Genomic DNA, 16764 nt, shown 5'->3' with positions numbered 1-16764 from the left:
AGTGGATCAGAGTGCTCGCGTGACGCCTTTCTCAACATATGCTTTCGAACCGCGGGGGTGCACGATGAAACGGGTTATCACGCTGGTATCGGTGGCTGTGCTCGGAACGGCCCTGAACACGGGAACGCTGTGGGCCCAGGGAACGCCACAATCCATCACGGCGAAGCGCGTTGATGTCGTCCAGCTGGCGACGGGGTATCGGGCCTCCAGGATCAACGGATCGCCCGTCTATAACCGCAACAAGGACAACATCGGAACAATTGACGATCTGATCGTCAGCCCAACCGATCGGGTTCCCTACGTCATTCTCTCGGTAGGCGGGTTTCTCGGGATGGGAACCCATCTCGTCGCTGTACCGTTTGGCAGCCTTCAGGTCGTCGACAAGCAGATGCGGCTGCCGGACGCGACTAGGGAGTCCCTGAAGTCATTGCCAGAGTTCAAGTACGCGCCTGAGTAACGGCTGCCACCGGTTTTGATGCGACGCCGCGGGCGGCTGACGATCTGGGCGGCACCACCATGGACGAACGGTGAGGGACCGTCATGGTCGGCATCGCCTGCGACACGCGGACTTGCGGACTCGCCGCTCGTCGATTTTTTTCGAAGTGCGGGTGTCCGGATCCCGCCCGGCGTAAGTGACCACGCCTGACGTCGCACGCGGCTTTCGCCGGCGCTCCAGACAGCCAGACGTATTGACGCGCGAAAACCGCGAAAGAAGAGAGCGATGTCGTGGGAATGTGCATGACGTACCCGCAGGATTGAAGACGCCACGCAGGCACGCGAACACCGCCCCGTCTGTTTTTGGCGCTACAGTGACCCGTCATATAACACCGGCGTACAGCAAGATGAATGCCATCCGGCCGGCGATCACACGTCGGGCGTGTGCCTGATCGTCGCTTTCATTGGAAACGTCGAGTCTTTCAACGTTGCCACGACGTTTTGAAGGCGCGCATCTGAAACGTCGGCGAACTCGAGGGTGAGCGACTCTGCACCACGCTGGGCATCAACATGCGCCGTCCATGTGCAAACGTTAGCTGCACATTCCTGCAAATTTTGCCAGATGGCGATGACGCGGAGCGCGCCGGCGTCGGCGCTAATGGTGATGATTTGTCAAGTTGACGGGCGTAGAATACCCGTGTGGATTAAGAGTAGTTATCCTTATTAGATAACTTTATCGACTGCAGCAGTGACAGTCCAACCATGCCATGTGGCGAAGCGTTCCTGGAGCCAAGCTGACGTGGGAAGTGCCATCTCGGGCATGTCTGGGACGCGGCGCCCGCCAAGGTCATTTACGCCGGGACGTGGTGCCCGAACTGCTTCAGGTTGCGCGGCAGGCGTGTCCAGTCGCCGCGCGATCCGTCGAACCTTTACCGGATCTGTGCGCGGCGCACAGGCTGTCCGCTTCCTTCGCTGCGGCCTGATGTCTCAGGACCCGCCGGCCGGATGGACCGACAGCGCATTCTTCACCGACTTCACACCGGTCACACCCTTGGCGACCTCGGTGGCCCGGTCGGACTGTGACGCTTCAGGCACGCTGCCCTGCAGGACGACCGCGCCATCATGCGCGCGCACGGTCACCGTGTTGGCGTTGACACCCATGTCTTTCACGAGTGCGTTGCGCACCTTTTTGGCCAGTGCGCGGTTTGCCGCTTTTGCTGCCTTGTATTGCGACTTCGACTCCTGATATTGCGCCTTCGCTGCTGCAGTCGGTCCGCTTGCGGGCTCCGAGGCAGCGGACTGTGCATATACGTGGGCAGATAACGTGACAAGCAACACGCTGCCTGCCAGCTTGAGCCGATGAGTGGTCTTCATGCTGCTTCTCCTGTTATTGCAGTGATCATCATGTGCCGATCCGGAAGTGGATCGTGGTACTGCTCCATCGACTGACAACGTTCATCCGCTGCCCCAGGAGGCTGCACCATGTTCCGCTTTTTGATTGAACGGATCAGGAACCAGAATGGATGTCAGTGAAAACCCGGATTCAAGCTCGCTTGCGCCATACCCTTCCCCTGCAAAACTTGATCACGTACCTGGCGCAGCAAAAAAAACGGGAGGACAAGCCCGTGAAACGTTTCCTGTGGTTTGCGATGGCACCGACGCTGCTGTTCGCGGGAGTGGCCGTCGCGCAGTATCCGGTCATGGACCGGATTGCGGACGAGGTCGTTCAGAAATACCAGCAATCCAGTTGTGAACAACTACGGCAGGAAAAAGCATAGCAACAGGGCCAGCCGAAGTCCGAGGGAGGGCAGAAGGCGGGACAGATGCTGCGCAACGATCCGCAGACGCGCGCGGCCTTTCTCAACAAGGTGGCGGCGCCGATTGCCAACAAGATGTTTGAATGCGGCATGATTCCCTGACCAATATTCTGGGTCGCTGAAAGGGATGGCCTGACACCGCTTTGTGTAGATCGCTCTGGACAAGGTGTCGTGAAGTCGGCATACGCACCGGCCTGTCGGAGTGGGACCGCTGCAATCCACGACCGGATGACGGCCGCCCGCTCTACGACGTCTATCATGACACATGCCTACCTCGCAGGGGGCTGAATCATGGCGACGCGATACACGTTGCGTAATGGTGTTACGTCCCGCTATATCTGGGTTCCAGCGGAGGTGTTTATCTCGGTATCAAATAGGATGAAGTTTGGAACTTAACCCTGAACATCATGAGATGAGACGGACGTAAAGAAGGCCAGTACTGCTCTGTTATCGTGGGAAGTGACGAAGCCCCACACGAACAACAAAGTAGACCGGCCTATGCATCGAATTGTATTCGCGTTTCCTGTTCTTGAACAACATCTCAATGCGGTCGATCGCACGCCGCAAGTGTATCGACCTGTCGCTTGCGTACATTGCGGCTGCTCGGATGTGTGGTGTCACGGTCGTTACCATCGCAAGGCCGACCGCAGCGCCGCTGGCGCTCTCAATCCGATTCCCGTTTTGCGCTTTCGCTGTCGAACCTGCAGCCGCACGTGTTCGCGCCTGCCGCTGTGCATAGCTCCCCACCGTTGGTACAACTGGGCGGACCAACAGCGTGTCTTACTCCTTCTGTTGGCCGGCTGCTCGCAGCGCCGCGCCAGTGCGATCTTCGCGCTCGGCAGACATACGGTACGGCGCTGGTGGCAGCGGCTTGGCGAGCGTAGCCTCTCGTTCGAATTTCATTTGCGAAGCCGTTTCGGCGAACTCGGGCGATCAGTCGATATCACTGAATTCTGGCTGCGCTGCCTGCAGCGCATGCCGTTGTGCGAAGCCATGGCCTGGCTCGACGGCGACGGCGTTTGCGTCCCGTGATCCGTTTATCCTGATTGGGTACGCGACGACCTAATTTTCGTCATTCCGGGCTCTCCACACACTTTGCCCACTCGCGCCGAATTCGGTTCGCGGTTCTCATGGCACTCCCTTTTTAACCATAGGAGTGAGCATGAAGGACATCGACCCGAAGGCCCTGTTTCGCCTGTCCGTACTCGGACCACTTGTCAGTCGCGAACGGCTTGATCGCGGCGACTTGCAGCAGATCATCCGCCAACTGGCTCAGCAGGAGTACGCAATTCCCGGTTCTCGTCGTCGCCATATCGGCGAGAAGACGCTTCAGTCCTGGTATTACGCCTGGAAACAGCACGGGCTGGAGGGCCTGTGCAGCAAGCCCCGTGTGGATCGCGGGCAATCGAAGCTGCCATCGGCCGTGCAAGCTGCGATCCTTGCAGCTAAGCGCGAGAATCCGCGACGCTCGATCCGCCAGATCCGTTTGCTGCTCGAATCTGCGGGTATCGTGGCGCACGACACACTCTCGCGCTGCGCCGTTCATCGGCTGCTGCAAGCCCACGGGCTCTCGCGCATCGTTGGCTCGGCCAGCTTGCCCGAGGAGAAACGCAGTTTCGTGGCCGAACACGCCGGCTCCATCTGGTACGGCGATGTCCTGCATGGCCCGCACTTGTCGCTTGGCCGAGGGCGCCGCAAGACCTACCTGGTCTCGTTGATGGACGACGCCTCGCGGCTCATCGCCCATAGCGCGTTCTGCTTCTCGGAGAGCGCGATCGACATCGAGGGCGTACTCAAGCAGGCCTTGCTCAAACGCGGTGTGCCCAAGATGTTGATCGTCGATAACGGCGCCGCTTATCGGGCGGCGACATTGCAGGGCATTTGTGCACGGCTGTCGATCAGGCTGGTTTATTGTAGACCGTATGCTCCCGAGGGTTATGTGCCGGCCAAATATATGTCGCGGCGGCCTTTTATACCGGCATGCCGCATGGATTTGCGAGATGCGGCCAGCACATAATTTTTGGGTTACAGCGTGCGCAGGAACTCCAACAGGTCGGGCTGGTCGCGCCAGCGCTTTCTTGCCTTCATCGTCCCGGATACTGCGCACGTTGCCAATGCGCGAGCCTTGGTCTCCAGATTGATTTCGGCATAGACATTCGTGGTGGTCAGCGAGACATGTCCAAGCCAGGCCCGAATGGTGTTGATGTCGACACCCGACTGCAGCAAATGGGAAGCAGTACTGTGGCGAATCACGTGGGGTCCCACTTTCTTGTCTTTGAGTGATGGCATGCGATCACCAGCGTGGCCGGCACAGCGTTTTACCAACGTATGGATGCCTGATCGGGTCATCGGTCGATCGCAGCGGTTGAGGAATACCGGCTCTGACCCGTCTCGTTCGCCCGCCAAGACACGCAATTGATCGAGGGTGTCGGTCCAGAGCGGGCAGCGGCGCTGCTTGTTTCCTTTGCCGACAATGCGGACGCACTCCGCGTGCCAATCGATATCTTTGATCTTGACCTGCGCGGCCTCACTGGCCCGCGCGCCAGAATTGTAGAGAAATAGTAGCAAACCCTGTTCACGCCGCCCTTGCGCGCTATGCTCGTCATGTGCAGCAAGAAGCGCATCCATTTCCTGCCTGTCCAGATAGGTAATCGAGGGCTGGCTGGCCTTTTTGAAAGGAATCAAACAAATCTGGCCGCACCACTCGATATGCTCGGGGCTATGCTCGCCGATGAATCGCGCCAATGCGTGAATACCACCCAGGCGCTGATTGCGCGTCGCGACCGTGCAACCGCGCTGCTGCTCCACGTGAGTCAGAAACAGACGCACGATTTGCGCCGATAGATCGGTGACCGTCAGACGATCGATTGGCTTCTCGACCTTTCCGGCTACATAGGGAAGTAACAGCGTGAGCATGTCACGATAGCTCTTTCTGGTATTCACGGCGAGATTGCGCTCAGCGACCAAGTGTTCGAGCAGGAAACGCCGGACCCAAGGTCCGAGCAAAATTGTGTCATTCATGACGGGGCTCCTTGGCATACCGCTCGAAGCGAAGGCTTGCTTCGCGCAAAAGTTCCGGGGTCATCGTGAGATAGCGTTGCGTGGCAGAGAGATCGATATGGCCGAGGTACGTTGCAAGCTGGGGCAAAAGCCGCTGTAGATCCGAGCCGCTGCGATACCAGGCCACTAGTCGATGCACCGTGCCGCTGTGCCGAAGATCATGAATCCGTGGCTGATAGCGGGCACCATCGTGGCGACTGACACGGGCGAGCGCACGCAGTCGCCGGAAAGCGCTTCGTACTGCTGATTGGCTCAAGGGACGATCATCGCGAAAACAAAAGAATGGTGACTCCGGATCGTGCGCATGAACCAGATTGCGTTGCTGGACATAATGGCGCAACGCCGTGCTCAAATCTCTGCCAAGAGGGACCATCCTCGTCTTGTAAAATTTGGTCTCTCGAACACAAAGAACGGCCTGATCGAGATCGACGTCGTTCATCGTAAGTCGCAGCGCTTCGCCGAGTCGAAGGCAGGCTGCATATAACAACAGGATTAGAGTGCGGAATACAAACGCCTCCATTGGAACTTGCGGGCCGCACACAGCTGGTGTTGCATCCAGCAGGCGCTTTAACTCCTCCTGCGAATAGATGTAGGGAATCAGAGGGGGCGGAATTTGCGGATGGCGGCAAGGAACCGGCGAAATCTTGATGTAGTCGCACTGCATGGCAAATCGAAACAGGCCGTTGAGCACCGTGTGTTTGCGCTCCCAGTAGCTGGATGTGGGCAGGCGGCCATCAAGATAGCTCCTTACTTGATCCGCGGTGACCTCGACCAACGCTACATCACCGACACGCCGGCAGAACGCAGCCAGTGTCTCTGCTTCGGTATCGAAACGCATGCCCAGCGCGCGTTTGTACGCCACATACTCGTGCGCAAGATCGGAGAGTTTCATAACAGCGCCTCCAGATTGAGTTCGGCCACTTGCCGCAAACCGTCGAGGTCGACCTTGACGTACTCTCTGGTCGCTGCGGCGCTACGATGACCGAGATGGTCACCGATTTGCTTGAGGGAGAAGCCTCCAGCCAACAGCTGCCGGGCACAGGCATGTCTCAGGCAATGGGCGCCACGCCGTGGGGGGTGGATGCCGAGAGCGGCCAGGCGCGAACGCACAATGGGACTAATGCAGGCCGGCAAAAGGGGGCGAATGGGCGCGTCAAGACTCAGAAACAGCTGGCGATGAACGCATCGTGGCCGCGCTTCCTTCAAGTACCGGATGATCGCGTCGCCAACGACCGAATCCAGGGGGTACTGTTGCGTGCAGCGTTGCTTTGGGCGCGTCACATAGAGCTTCTCACCGGCCCAGTCCAGATCCTCCAGGCGAAGTCGGGCAACCTCGCCACGACGCAGTCCGTAGACTGCGAGCAACAGTACGATAGCCCGATCGCGAAGGTCTGCTGCACTGTTACCGGTGAAACACTCAATGAGTTGTTGCACCTCGTCCCAGCGTGGCCCGAGGGGCAAAGCTTCGTGGGCATAGATACGCGGCGTCATGATGGCCGCCGCGATGTTGCTGGTCCATCCCTGGGCCTGCGCATAGCGGAAAAAACTGCGCAATGCGTCCGCGAGTGTATGCAGCGACACTCTGCTCCAGCCGTGATTGCCTTGCCGGGCAAGATAGGCATTGACGTCCTGAATCGAGATCGTATTCAGAGAGCCACTTGCGGGCCAGGTCATGTCCAGGAAATGCGTGACCTGTTCACGACGAAACGCTACTGTCGCGGCGGTCAGGCCTTGCTCTTCGGCCATGAAATTTACGAAATCATCGACCAGGTGTGCGAATGGCCGCGGCTCGACTATATCCTCCTCCAGATAGCCGAGAAAACGCAGCCACGCGGTCGCGATATGGATGAACAACAGTCGTGAGCTTCTCGAATCCTGGGCGTGCTCAGGTCGCCGGGCAAAACGAGCGCGGCGATCTACCGCAAACGCGATCTCCTGACGGGTAATCCGGCTCGTTCGAGACAGGTCAAGGCTTTGCGAAAAGGCCATCAACACCCAGGCGATCTTCCTCAATGACGACCGTGTATAGCCTTGCTCCAAGCAATGCTCAAGATACTGATCTATAGATGCGGCGAACGGGTTGGAGCAGTGTCGAGCCAGACTACAAGGGCGAGTGAATAGGGTTTCCAACATGGCGTGCCGTCCTTTGAAACGGGGGCTTACCAGTATCGAACCAATTTAATATGTCGCATAGTTCTGGCCATTCACCGCTTCAGGTCTGCCCTTCATCATCCGCCGCGACATATATTTGGCCGGCACATAACCCTCGATATGGACTCGAGTCCATATCGAGGGCAAGGGCAAGTTGGAGCGCTGGCATCGCAGCTTACGGGCTCAATTCCTGAGCGAGCTCGACACCACGCACGTCCATGATCTGGCGGACCTCAACGCGCGCCTGTGGGCTTGGGTCGAACAGATTTACCATCGCACCGAACACAGCGGCCTGTGTAACCAGACGCCGCTCGCCCGCTATCAGCAGGACCTACCCCGTATCGGCACACTCGGCGCACGCGCCGCACAACTGGACGAACTGTTCCTGCACCGTATCGAGCGCTACGTGCGCCGCGACGGCACCGTGTCATTTCAGGGCAAGCGCTTCGAAGTGCCATACGAGCTGGTCGGCAAGACCGTGTTGCTCGTGGTGGATCCCCATACGGGAACCGTCAAGGGCGTAGAAAGTGAGGCGGGCGAGCCCTTGGGCGCCGCAACCCTGCTCGACGCTGTCGGCAATCGCACACGCAAGCGGCGCAAATCTCAGCCTGAGACCGTCGAGCCGGCCGTGACAGGACACGACGCGCCGATCGAGAACGCAGCGCACGGTCCCAATCTTATCGAGCTTGCCTATCAACGTCACTACGCCCGGGAGCTGTGACATGTATCGACAACACTTCGGTCTACGTTGCGCGCCGCTTTCCAAAGAACATAGTGAGTTGTGGGACGACGGCGCCTTGGCGCAATTCAACGAGCGCTTCCAGTGGCTACTGCACAGTCCCGGTATTGGCTTGCTCACGGGCGAGCCCGGTGTGGGCAAGACTGCCGCGTTACGCCACGCAGCACTGGCCTTGAATCCCCATCGCTACCAGGTCATCTATCTGGCTGAAACCGAGTTCGGGCGCATCGATCTGTACCGCAGCCTAGCTCGGGCGCTGGGTCTGGAGCCCGCCTATCGGCGTGCCGACCTGTGGCGGGATCTGAAGCTGCGCATCCTGGAGCTCGTCGAGAGCAAACAGTTGTTGCCCGTGTGGATTATCGACGAAGCGCAGAACCTGCCCCTCGAATTCTTCCGCGACTTCCCGGCCTTCCTGAACTTCGCCTTCGATTCGCGCGACCTGCTCACTGTCTGGCTCGCAGGCCATCCGAGTCTGGGCCAAACGCTCGAGCGTGCGCCGTACGCAGCTTTATATGGACGTATCCAGGCACGCGTTCAACTCAAACCCGTGATCGAACGCGAGCGCTTCGCCCTGTTCATCCAACACGCATTGAAGAGCGCCGGCTGCAGTCATACGTTGCTGGCCGAATCTGGCCTGGAGTTACTTCGCCAGGCCTCTCGCGGCTTGCCCCGGCAAGCGGGGCGGATTCTGCGCACCTCTATGCAGATGGCCGTGCCCAAAGGACTGAACCATCTACCCGACGAGCTGCTACAACAGGCGATCGAGGAGTTGAAATGACGCCCGAGTTTGACACGCTATTCCCCCATGGTATCCCTGATTCTTGTGCTCGTGCTCTGACCGACTTCCTCTACCGCCTCGCCCTTGTATGCGAACAACGATACGAGCACGAACTGCGTCGCGACTCCGACAAACGCTATCGCGAGACAATGGATCCCGATCAACCTTGGCGCCGTAAAACCGACCCTCCAATCTAGCGCCGCCGTCGCGCACTAAACGAGGCCCATTCCATTCCTCATTTAGTGCGCGACGCCCCTCGCAATCTCACGCCACATAGCTCGCGACGACAACCCTAATTTAGGCCGGGACGTAACAAATGGCCGGCGTGCAAGCATACGGCAGGCTGCATACAGCCTGGCTGACAGCGGTCGCTATGCCGACTGGCAGGCGATCGAGGGCATTCTGTGCACCCGGTACGGTGTGATCGAGGCGCGCCGGCTGTTCGTTGATCGCGCGCTCTGCCTGAGCGTGAACCGGCGCTGCACGGAAGCACGGAGGAAGCGCGACGCACCGGCTGCGTAAACGCGGCATCGCTCGTGAGAACCCGGTCAACCGTCGTTACCAGGGTCAGGTGTGGTCGATCAGCGCGAGCGCAGCGGCCTGCGTTTCGTTGGCTTCCGCCCGCCTGGTCACGTCGGCGAGCCGCTCGTACAGGCTGGTGGTCTGCGGCCAGTCCTGTTTGCGTTGCAGCGCCGGCCTCCCGGACACGGCGAGTGCGCCGCACACGAGCGGCGCCATCTGCGAGAACAGGGGATTGCCGCTGGCCGCGAGGATGCGCGTCGAGAACTGTTCGCGGGCGGCCAGAAAACCGGGTTCACCAGGCGGACTTTCGCGCAACGCCCCGAACGCGATCCCGATGGTACTGTTGTAGGGGGCTGAACAAGGTACGCGCTTCTCTGTCGCCAGCAATATTCGTGAGTGCTCTACCGAGGCCAACGACAGCAGCTATAGACGTTCAGTGGAGACAGGCTGGCCACGCTCACGGGCTGAGGAATTTGAAGGCGAGCACTGCCGAAGCGGCGTCCGGTTTGCCTCGACGTTGCAGATCCTCTGCAAGCAGTTTTTGAAAGAGTGTTTCTTCCCGTTCGCCGTGCAGTTCGCGAAATTCGCCGAGAACTTCAGCGATAGCGCTGTTCCGCGTGGCCGGACTTAGTCGGACCTGAACAATCTTAAAAGCCTTGCGGGGTGAGGCTTTGAGTCCGAAATGAGGTTGTGGGAATTGCAGGGACCTGGCATATTAATGCGTGAAACCTGCAATTCTTGACGAGGTGCAGATGGGTCCGAAGACGCCTGTGACGGAGGGAGATTTCTTCCGGCAACCGCTGCGCGAACAGATCAACCTGAAGCACCCGTTGGTCGGTTTGGCCGACCTGATCAACTGGGAGCGATTGGGCGCATCGATGAGCGAGAGCTTCGTGTCGGGCAAGGGTCGACCGGCGAGCGCGCCGCGCCTGATTGCGGGGCTGCTGTATTTGCAGCACGCGTTCGATCTGTCAGACGAAGAGGTCGTCTGGCAATGGGTGGAGAACCCGTATTGGGTGCGCCGGGAGACCGGCAAGGTGTAGGTGGTGAGAGTCCACTACGATGAAGGCATAGCGAGCCACATCGCCCCCGAGCCGTGCGCGGGCATCCGTGAGGAGGTCAGCGAAGCGTCGGCAGGGGAATGTGCAGGCCAGCCATGGAGCCACGAAATGGTTTATATCCCGGATGCCGACGCGCTCCAGTACGTGGAAGGCAATACGAGCGGGCGCGACATCGCGAGTGCCTGCCGATCCGGCGTGGTCGTAGAACCTGGCATGCACGCAAGCGCCTTGCGCGGGAACCGGGAGATCTCACGTCTGACCTGGCTCAGTAGCATTGGCCAGGCCCGCATCGGGAAGGTGAGGAGCCGAAGCCGATGATGTACGGACGTGAGAAGTCAGACTCCGCCATAGTAGCGACGAAGCCTGCGAACAAGGCTGGGAAACCGGCTGCGGAGCGGGTGGAGCCAAGGGCGGGGACCGAAGGGAACGCGAACCAGACTCGCACGCGCCGGGCGCAGAACCGGGGAAGCGTGTCACAGGGGCTGGAGCGCGTACGGCAGTTGGCGAAGCAGCATAAGAAGATGCGCTTCACGACGTTGCTACACCACGTCACGGTCGAGCGTTTGAGCGATGCGTTCTATGCGCTTAAACGCAAGGCGACGCCCGGTGTCGACGGAGTGACGTGGCAAAGCTACGAAGCAGGACTGGGGAGCAATCTCCGGGATCTGCACAGGCGGGTTCACACAGGGAGCTACCGTGCCCTGCCAGTGTTGCGACGTTACATACCCAAGGGCGATGGAGGCCTCAGACCGTTGGGTGTGGCCGCACTGGAAGACAAGCTTGTGCAGAGCGTAATGGTTGATGTTCTGAACGCCATTTATGAGGAAGACTTCCTCGGCTTCTCGTACGGATTCCGTCCGGGTCGCAACCAGCACGATGCGCTCGATGCATTGGCTGCAGCGATTCAGTGGCGGCCTGTGAACTGGATTCTGGATGCCGACATCCGAAGCTTTTTCGACACCGTCAACCGGCAATGGCTGATCCGTTTCGTGAAGCATCGGGTGGCGGACCCGAGAGTCATTCGCCTGATCGGTAAATGGCTCGATGCCGGGGTGCTGGATGATGGCCGGCTGATGTCGGTACAAGCCGGTACACCCCAGGGTTCGGTGATCTCCCCACTACTCGCCAATATCTACCTGCACTATGTGTTTGATCTGTGGATAGAGAAATGGCGGCGTCAGCGGGCACGTGGCACGGTCATTGTGTCGCGTTACGCGGACGATACGGTGGTGGGCTTCCAGTACGAAGCAGATGCGTTGTTGCTGATGAAGGACCTGCGGCAGCGCATGGAGGAATTCGATCTCACGCTGCACCCGGAGAAGACCCGTCTGCTGGAGTTTGGTCGGTATGCCGCCGAGCGGCGAAGGCGTAAGGGTATGGAGAGGCCGGAGACGTTTGCTTATCTGGGTTTCACCCACATAAGCGGCAGGTCACGCAACGGTGCTTTCCAGCTTAAACGAAAGAGCCGCAAGGATCGGCTGCGCGCGAAGCTCAAGCAGGTTAAAGAGCAGATGCACCGCCGGATGCACGAGCCAATCGCCTCACAAGGGCGCTGGCTGGCGCAGATCGTTCGGGGCTACTTTGCGTACCATGCGGTCCCGACCAACATCCGGGCGCTACATGCGTTCAGACACGGCATCATGAATATCTGGCGGCGGACGCTTCGGCGGCGCAGCCAGAAGGACACGATGACGTGGCAGCGTATCCAGCGTCTGGCAGACGAGTGGCTACCCCAACCGCAGATTCTTCATGCATGGCCGGATCGCCGATTTGCCGTCAATCACCCGAGGTGGGAGCCGAATGCCTAAATTGGGCACGTTCGGATCTGTGCGGGGGGTATCGGGTAACCGGTATTCCTACCGCGATCAGGTGTTCACCGGCGAGACCTATTTGCAGACCGAACCGCCGATCGACCCGTCGAGCCTGACACGCTGGCGCAAGCGACTGGGTGAGGCCGGCGTTGAAGAGTTGCTGGCCGAGACGATCGAAGCGGCCAAACGTGCCGGCGTGATCAAGGCATCGAGCGTGAAGCGCGTGATTGTAGATACGACCGTCATGGAGAAGGCGATTGCCCATCCAACCGATTCGCGCTTGCTCGAGCGGTGTCGCGAACATCTGGTGAAGGCCGCGGCACGGCATGGCCTGAAGCTGCGGCAGAACTACAACCGCGAGGCGCCGCGTCTGGGGCTGCAGATTGGCCGCTACGCTCACGCGAAGCAGTACAAGCGCATGAGGAAGGCATTGCGCACGCTGCGTTCGCGCGTTGGCCGTGTCATGCGCGATGTTGAGCGACAGGTCGCTCAGGTGGCAGACTCAGGTCGTACTGTGTTGCTGGAACTGATCGCGAGCACGAAGCGGATTCTGTCGCAAAAGCCAAAGGACAAGAACAAGCTGTACGCGCTGCATGCGCCGGAAGTCGAATGTCTGGCCAAAGGCAAGGCACGCACCCCTTACGAGTTCGGCGTGAAAGTGTCGATCACGACGACCCACAAGGAAGGACTGGTAGTTGGCATGCGCTCGATGCCGGGCAATCCGTACGACGGTCATACGCTGGCTGAAGCGCTGGAGCAGGCGGCAATCCTGAGCGACACGACGCCAGAGGTGGCGATTGTGGATCGCGGCTACAAGGGTGTCGCGATCGACGGCGTGAAGATCTACCACCCGGGCTTGCGGCGGGGCATCACACGCGGACTACGCGCGATGATCAGGCGGCGCAGCGCGATCGAGCCAGCCATCGGTCACATGAAGACCGACGGAAAACTCGACAGAAATTGGCTCAAAGGGGCGCTCGGCGATGCGATGCACGCGGTGCTGTGCGGCGCGGGCCACAACCTCCTATAAGGACTTTCCCTTTTTTGCAAGCTGGGGTTGATTTATCCATTCATCCATTCGATTCCCATGTCATCGGGGACACATTCGGCATTCAGCGGCGAGACAGACTGCACACCTATAAGCGGCCTTGTTGAGCACCATCGTTGCGGGTGCCCGGGCCCGGATAGTAACCGCGCAGCAGGACTCCATCCGGATGACGGCGAATACATGCGATGTAGCGCCTGAAGGTTGTTCGAGTTCGCCCGCTGCCGGTCTGACCTGTCGCTATCCTTGCCTTTGCGTCCTGGGTTACGAAGTCACACTTTTAGGTGACGCTACGAATTTACCTGTTCGTGCTGTTGTCCTACCGTGGCTGGCCTCAGTGTTGAGGGAGTGGAGACATACGAGGGATCGAAGCGCTCGCCCTTGGCCAGAATCGCCCACAGGATGCGCGCGTGCTTGTTGGGGTCGTCTCAAGATTCGGAAATTTGCGCACGATAAGCGTTTGCGTCCTGCGGTTGAATCCGCAACCCACAAGAGACCTTCAGATCGATCCAAAGCGGCCGTTCAACTTCCTGATCAAAATGAGGCGCTAGAACTCGCTTCGGTAAGCGAACAACCCGGGAAGGCCACCAGTCATTACGAACAAAATATTTTGCCCCGCAAGATATTTTCTGGAAGTGGCGCTTTCCACGAGCCCCGCAAACGCCTTTCCGCTATATACCGGATCAAGCAGGAGACCTTCCGTCGATGCAAGCAGGCGAACAGCCGCACGCATACTGTCGGTTGGAATTCCGTAGCCGGGCCCGAGTTGCCCTTCATTGATCGAAATCGCATTACCGTTCACTCGCAGATTTGGATCGATGAGGCGAGCTGTTTGATTGGCTTTATCGAGTGTGATGGAGTAAGCCTGCTCAGCATTTCCATACACGGTGAACCCCGTAACGAACGACGGATCCAAACCGAGAGCAACAAAACCAGCGACGAGTCCAGCGTGCATTCCGCTGCTTCCGTTGGGCACTACGATACGATCAAAGGACAAATCCGCGGCACTCGATTGAGCCATGATTTCGGCCGCACAATCTGCATATCCCAAGCAGCCAATGGCACTTGAGCCACCAAGCGGGCACACGTAGACGTTCCGGCCTTGCGCACGCAGCTCATTCGCGCGCTCTTCGGCGAATTGCAGAGAATTGGCGGAACCGGGAAGGTCATGCACGCGAGCAGCGAATAAGTCATCAAGCAAAATGTTGCCGTTGTCCAGATAGTCGGCATCGAAGCGCGGCACTGCCCTTGTCAGGACAAGTTCGCATTTGAGACCGACGCGCGCCGCTGCGGCGGCCGTCAGCCGAGCGTGATTCGACTGCCGGGCACCTACGGTAATGATCGTGTCTGCACCGACAGCCAATGCTTCTCCGATCAAGAATTCAAGCTTTCTCAACTTGTTGCCGCCACCACCGAGACCGTTCAGATCCTCCCTCTTGACGAAAACGTTCACGCCACCAAGATGAGCACTCAGGCGGGGAAGATGCTGAATTGGAGTCGGTCCCTCCAGAAGGGCACGACGCGGAAACTTTGAGAGGTCGACCTTGGGTACTGATGCAGTGATCATGATTTCGCAGATTGTTGAATTACGTAGCCGATATGCTCAGCAATGTCGAGCAGTCGAATTTAGCGTGCGCCGCGCAAAGGTACCGACCTGCCTCGCAACCGCTCCTGCCGGAAGCAACCGGAGTAACTATGGAGGTAACGAAATGGCTGAAGCCTTCGGTTAAGCCATGTGCCTACCCATGTGACTGGCCCGCGCGTAAGTGGCATAAAGAGGCGCCTGCAGATTGACTGCGCCGGTGATAAGGAAAAGCGTAAATGCCACCACCCGGACAGGCCACACGCCGTGCTTCGTGGTGAGGGGGAGTGCAGGAGCGCGCATGGGTTCGTTGTTGATGATCAAGGGAGAGAGTATTGCCATTCGCGATTTTTAGTGCAATGATTAAATTGAACTAATATCAATCTAGGAATACATGGCTGCCCCTGCTCGATACCGGGAACACGTCGAAAGACTTGCGTCGCTCATCCAGGATGGTTCTCTCGTCGCTGGCAGCCGTCTGATGCCACATCGGGACTATGCCGACGAACACGGCATCGCCGCCGCGACCGTTGCGCGGGTTTATCGAACGCTCATTGAGCGTGGTCTGGCGGTTGGCGAAGTAGGCCGAGGCACCTTCGTCCGCTCGCTCGAAACGCAGGTCGCGGCTGATTTCGCACAAACTCGTGAACGCGAACCCGATTTAATCGATTTGGCGTTCAATTACCCTGTCCTGCCTGAGCAGGCGGCGCAGTTGCGCCATGCGCTGCGCAATTTGTCAGATAAGGGGGATCTGTCGACTCTTCTCGACTATCACCCTCACCCGGGGCGTCGCGAGGACAGAGAGGCGGCGGCAAACTGGTTTTCCACCGGCAGCGACCGAATCGACACTGCGGACATTATGGTTTGCGGAGGCAGTCAGCATGCTCTTAGCGTTGTCTTGGCAACGCTAGTCACTGGTCGTGACCTGGTCGCCGTCGAATCCCTGACTTACCCCGGGTTCATGAGTGCAGCGAAGCTGTTGGGCATTCCGTTGGTCGGCGTGCAAATCGACGATGCTGGAATCGTGCCGGAGTCGCTTGATGTTGTCTGCCGGAAGCATGCAGGCCGGGTCCGCATGGTCTACACGATACCAACGGTTCACAATCCCACAGGGGCAGTGATGCCGCTTGAGCGAAGGCTCGCATTAATCAAGGTTGCACGACGCCACGACTTGCTAGTGGTTGATGACAGCGTATACGGCTTTCTCGAAGCTTCGCCTCCACCGTCGCTCCGTAGTCTGGCGCCGGATCGCGTGATCGAAATTCATAGCCTGTCGAAAAGTGCCGCACCCGGACTGCGAGTGGGCTACATCGTCGCACCTGAACGGGTTCGACAACGGCTTCATGAGGGGCTTCGCGCCACGATGTGGTCTGCAAGCGCCATTGCGGTTGCACTTGCCACCTCCTGGATGCGGGACGGTACACTTGGAAGCTGGATCGCAGCGAAACGCAAAGAAGCTACGTTGCGCCAGAATCTCGCGAGAAGGATTCTCGGGTCGTGGCCCATCACAGCCCACCCCGGTAGCTTCCATCTGTTACTTGACCTTCCGAAACACTGGAGACCAGATGATCTCGTCTTCGCGTTGGCACAACGAGGCGTGAACATCACACCTTTGGCAGCGTTTGAGACTTCAAACGCGTCGGTGAGCCGTACGGTAAGAATCGCAACGGCAGCTCCCGCAACCATTCAGCAACTCGAAATTGGGCTTCAAATAGTGGCTGAGACGTTAAGCCTCTAGCCGGAGGTCTATTTCTGCCGGCATC

At 59.0% G+C, this 16764-nt stretch carries 13 protein-coding genes and 3 pseudogenes; 10 read left to right on the top strand and 6 right to left on the bottom strand.

The genetic code is table 11. The features are described from left to right. Positions 1-64 precede the first annotated feature (64 nt). Positions 65-457 carry a PRC-barrel domain-containing protein gene (locus AYM40_RS10450; RefSeq protein WP_148662156.1) on the top strand — a complete coding sequence of 131 codons (393 nt, stop codon included), beginning with the start codon at positions 65-67 and terminating at the stop codon, positions 455-457. Positions 458-1422: 965 nt separating this feature from the next. Here the strand turns inward: AYM40_RS10450 and AYM40_RS10445 are convergent. Further along, positions 1423-1809 carry a BON domain-containing protein gene (locus tag AYM40_RS10445; protein ID WP_063496156.1) on the bottom strand — a complete coding sequence of 129 codons (387 nt, stop codon included), beginning with the start codon at positions 1807-1809 and terminating at the stop codon, positions 1423-1425. Positions 1810-1958: 149 nt separating this feature from the next. Here AYM40_RS10445 and AYM40_RS42365 point away from each other — a divergent pair, with 149 nt between their 5' ends. The 3 genes and pseudogenes from AYM40_RS42365 to AYM40_RS10430 all read left to right on the top strand — a co-directional run. Then, entirely contained in the window at positions 1959-2213 is a 255-nt protein-coding gene (locus AYM40_RS42365) for a hypothetical protein (RefSeq protein ID WP_236720814.1), read from the top strand. Between the two features lie 606 nt (positions 2214-2819). Then, positions 2820-3284, top strand: coding sequence for a DUF6431 domain-containing protein (locus AYM40_RS42360; RefSeq protein ID WP_420488446.1), 465 nt, complete (start codon positions 2820-2822; stop codon positions 3282-3284). Between the two features lie 130 nt (positions 3285-3414). Continuing rightward, positions 3415-4182: pseudogene (locus tag AYM40_RS10430) on the top strand (DDE-type integrase/transposase/recombinase); the annotation flags it as partial. A 95-nt stretch (positions 4183-4277) separates the two neighbouring features. On the opposite strand, the gene AYM40_RS10425 reads toward AYM40_RS10430, so the two are convergent. Genes AYM40_RS10425 through AYM40_RS10415 form a run of 3 tightly spaced genes read right to left on the bottom strand, consistent with a single transcriptional unit; the run spans position 4278 to position 7352 of the window. Next, entirely contained in the window at positions 4278-5273 is a 996-nt protein-coding gene (locus AYM40_RS10425) for a tyrosine-type recombinase/integrase (RefSeq protein WP_063496154.1), read from the bottom strand. After that, positions 5266-6204, bottom strand: coding sequence for a tyrosine-type recombinase/integrase (locus tag AYM40_RS10420; protein WP_063496153.1), 939 nt, complete (start codon positions 6202-6204; stop codon positions 5266-5268). The genes AYM40_RS10425 and AYM40_RS10420 overlap by 8 nt, the downstream gene beginning before the upstream one ends. Next, the gene (locus AYM40_RS10415; protein WP_236720813.1) at positions 6201-7352 is read right to left on the bottom strand and encodes a tyrosine-type recombinase/integrase; all 1152 of its coding nucleotides are present in this window, start codon (positions 7350-7352) and stop codon (positions 6201-6203) included. Before AYM40_RS10415 ends, AYM40_RS10420 begins: the two co-directional genes overlap by 4 nt. Before the next feature lie 265 nt (positions 7353-7617). Between AYM40_RS10415 and AYM40_RS10410 the strand changes: the two genes are divergently transcribed. Beyond that, entirely contained in the window at positions 7618-8184 is a 567-nt protein-coding gene (locus AYM40_RS10410) for a Mu transposase C-terminal domain-containing protein (protein ID WP_063496151.1), read from the top strand. A gap of 1 nt (position 8185) precedes the next feature. Next, positions 8186-8980: an ExeA family protein gene (locus AYM40_RS10405; protein WP_063496150.1), complete on the top strand. Its 795-nt coding sequence runs from the start codon at positions 8186-8188 to the stop codon at positions 8978-8980. A gap of 567 nt (positions 8981-9547) precedes the next feature. Here the strand turns inward: AYM40_RS10405 and AYM40_RS10400 are convergent. Beyond that, the gene (locus AYM40_RS10400; RefSeq protein ID WP_063496149.1) at positions 9548-9817 is read right to left on the bottom strand and encodes an FCD domain-containing protein; all 270 of its coding nucleotides are present in this window, start codon (positions 9815-9817) and stop codon (positions 9548-9550) included. A 437-nt stretch (positions 9818-10254) separates the two neighbouring features. Here AYM40_RS10400 and AYM40_RS10390 point away from each other — a divergent pair. The 3 genes and pseudogenes from AYM40_RS10390 to AYM40_RS10375 all read left to right on the top strand — a co-directional run. Next, positions 10255-10518 (top strand): annotated as a pseudogene (locus AYM40_RS10390) (transposase); the annotation flags it as partial. A 362-nt stretch (positions 10519-10880) separates the two neighbouring features. Then, on the top strand, positions 10881-12371 hold the full coding sequence (ltrA, locus tag AYM40_RS10380) for a group II intron reverse transcriptase/maturase (protein ID WP_063497951.1): 1491 nt from the start codon (positions 10881-10883) through the stop codon (positions 12369-12371). A gap of 58 nt (positions 12372-12429) precedes the next feature. Further along, positions 12430-13404, top strand: a pseudogene (locus AYM40_RS10375) (IS5 family transposase); the annotation flags it as partial. 562 nt (positions 13405-13966) lie between these two features. On the opposite strand, the gene AYM40_RS10370 reads toward AYM40_RS10375, so the two are convergent. Continuing rightward, positions 13967-14986: a D-cysteine desulfhydrase family protein gene (locus AYM40_RS10370; RefSeq protein WP_063496146.1), complete on the bottom strand. Its 1020-nt coding sequence runs from the start codon at positions 14984-14986 to the stop codon at positions 13967-13969. Positions 14987-15395: 409 nt separating this feature from the next. Here AYM40_RS10370 and AYM40_RS10360 point away from each other — a divergent pair, with 409 nt between their 5' ends. After that, positions 15396-16739: a PLP-dependent aminotransferase family protein gene (locus AYM40_RS10360; RefSeq protein ID WP_063496144.1), complete on the top strand. Its 1344-nt coding sequence runs from the start codon at positions 15396-15398 to the stop codon at positions 16737-16739. The last annotated feature ends 25 nt before the right edge of the window (positions 16740-16764 follow it).

Origin of the sequence: Paraburkholderia phytofirmans OLGA172, from assembly GCF_001634365.1 — a bacterium.
Classification (GTDB): Bacteria; Pseudomonadota; Gammaproteobacteria; order Burkholderiales; family Burkholderiaceae; genus Paraburkholderia.
Note: the sequence above shows the minus strand (reverse complement) of the source record. Positions and strands in the feature narration are given on the sequence as shown.

What these genes read in the sequence shown, in the direction of transcription:
- AYM40_RS42365 (WP_236720814.1), top strand. Translation starts at nt 1,959, where the DNA reads ATGTCAGTGAAAACCCGGATTCAAGCTCGCTTGCGCCATACCCTTCCC.
- ltrA (WP_063497951.1), top strand. Translation starts at nt 10,881, where the DNA reads ATGTACGGACGTGAGAAGTCAGACTCCGCCATAGTAGCGACGAAGCCT.
- AYM40_RS10450 (WP_148662156.1), top strand. Translation starts at nt 65, where the DNA reads ATGAAACGGGTTATCACGCTGGTATCGGTGGCTGTGCTCGGAACGGCC.
- AYM40_RS10425 (WP_063496154.1), bottom strand. Translation starts at nt 5,273, where the DNA reads ATGAATGACACAATTTTGCTCGGACCTTGGGTCCGGCGTTTCCTGCTC.
- AYM40_RS10445 (WP_063496156.1), bottom strand. Translation starts at nt 1,809, where the DNA reads ATGAAGACCACTCATCGGCTCAAGCTGGCAGGCAGCGTGTTGCTTGTC.
- AYM40_RS10370 (WP_063496146.1), bottom strand. Translation starts at nt 14,986, where the DNA reads ATGATCACTGCATCAGTACCCAAGGTCGACCTCTCAAAGTTTCCGCGT.
- AYM40_RS10405 (WP_063496150.1), top strand. Translation starts at nt 8,186, where the DNA reads ATGTATCGACAACACTTCGGTCTACGTTGCGCGCCGCTTTCCAAAGAA.
- AYM40_RS10420 (WP_063496153.1), bottom strand. Translation starts at nt 6,204, where the DNA reads ATGAAACTCTCCGATCTTGCGCACGAGTATGTGGCGTACAAACGCGCG.
- AYM40_RS10360 (WP_063496144.1), top strand. Translation starts at nt 15,396, where the DNA reads ATGGCTGCCCCTGCTCGATACCGGGAACACGTCGAAAGACTTGCGTCG.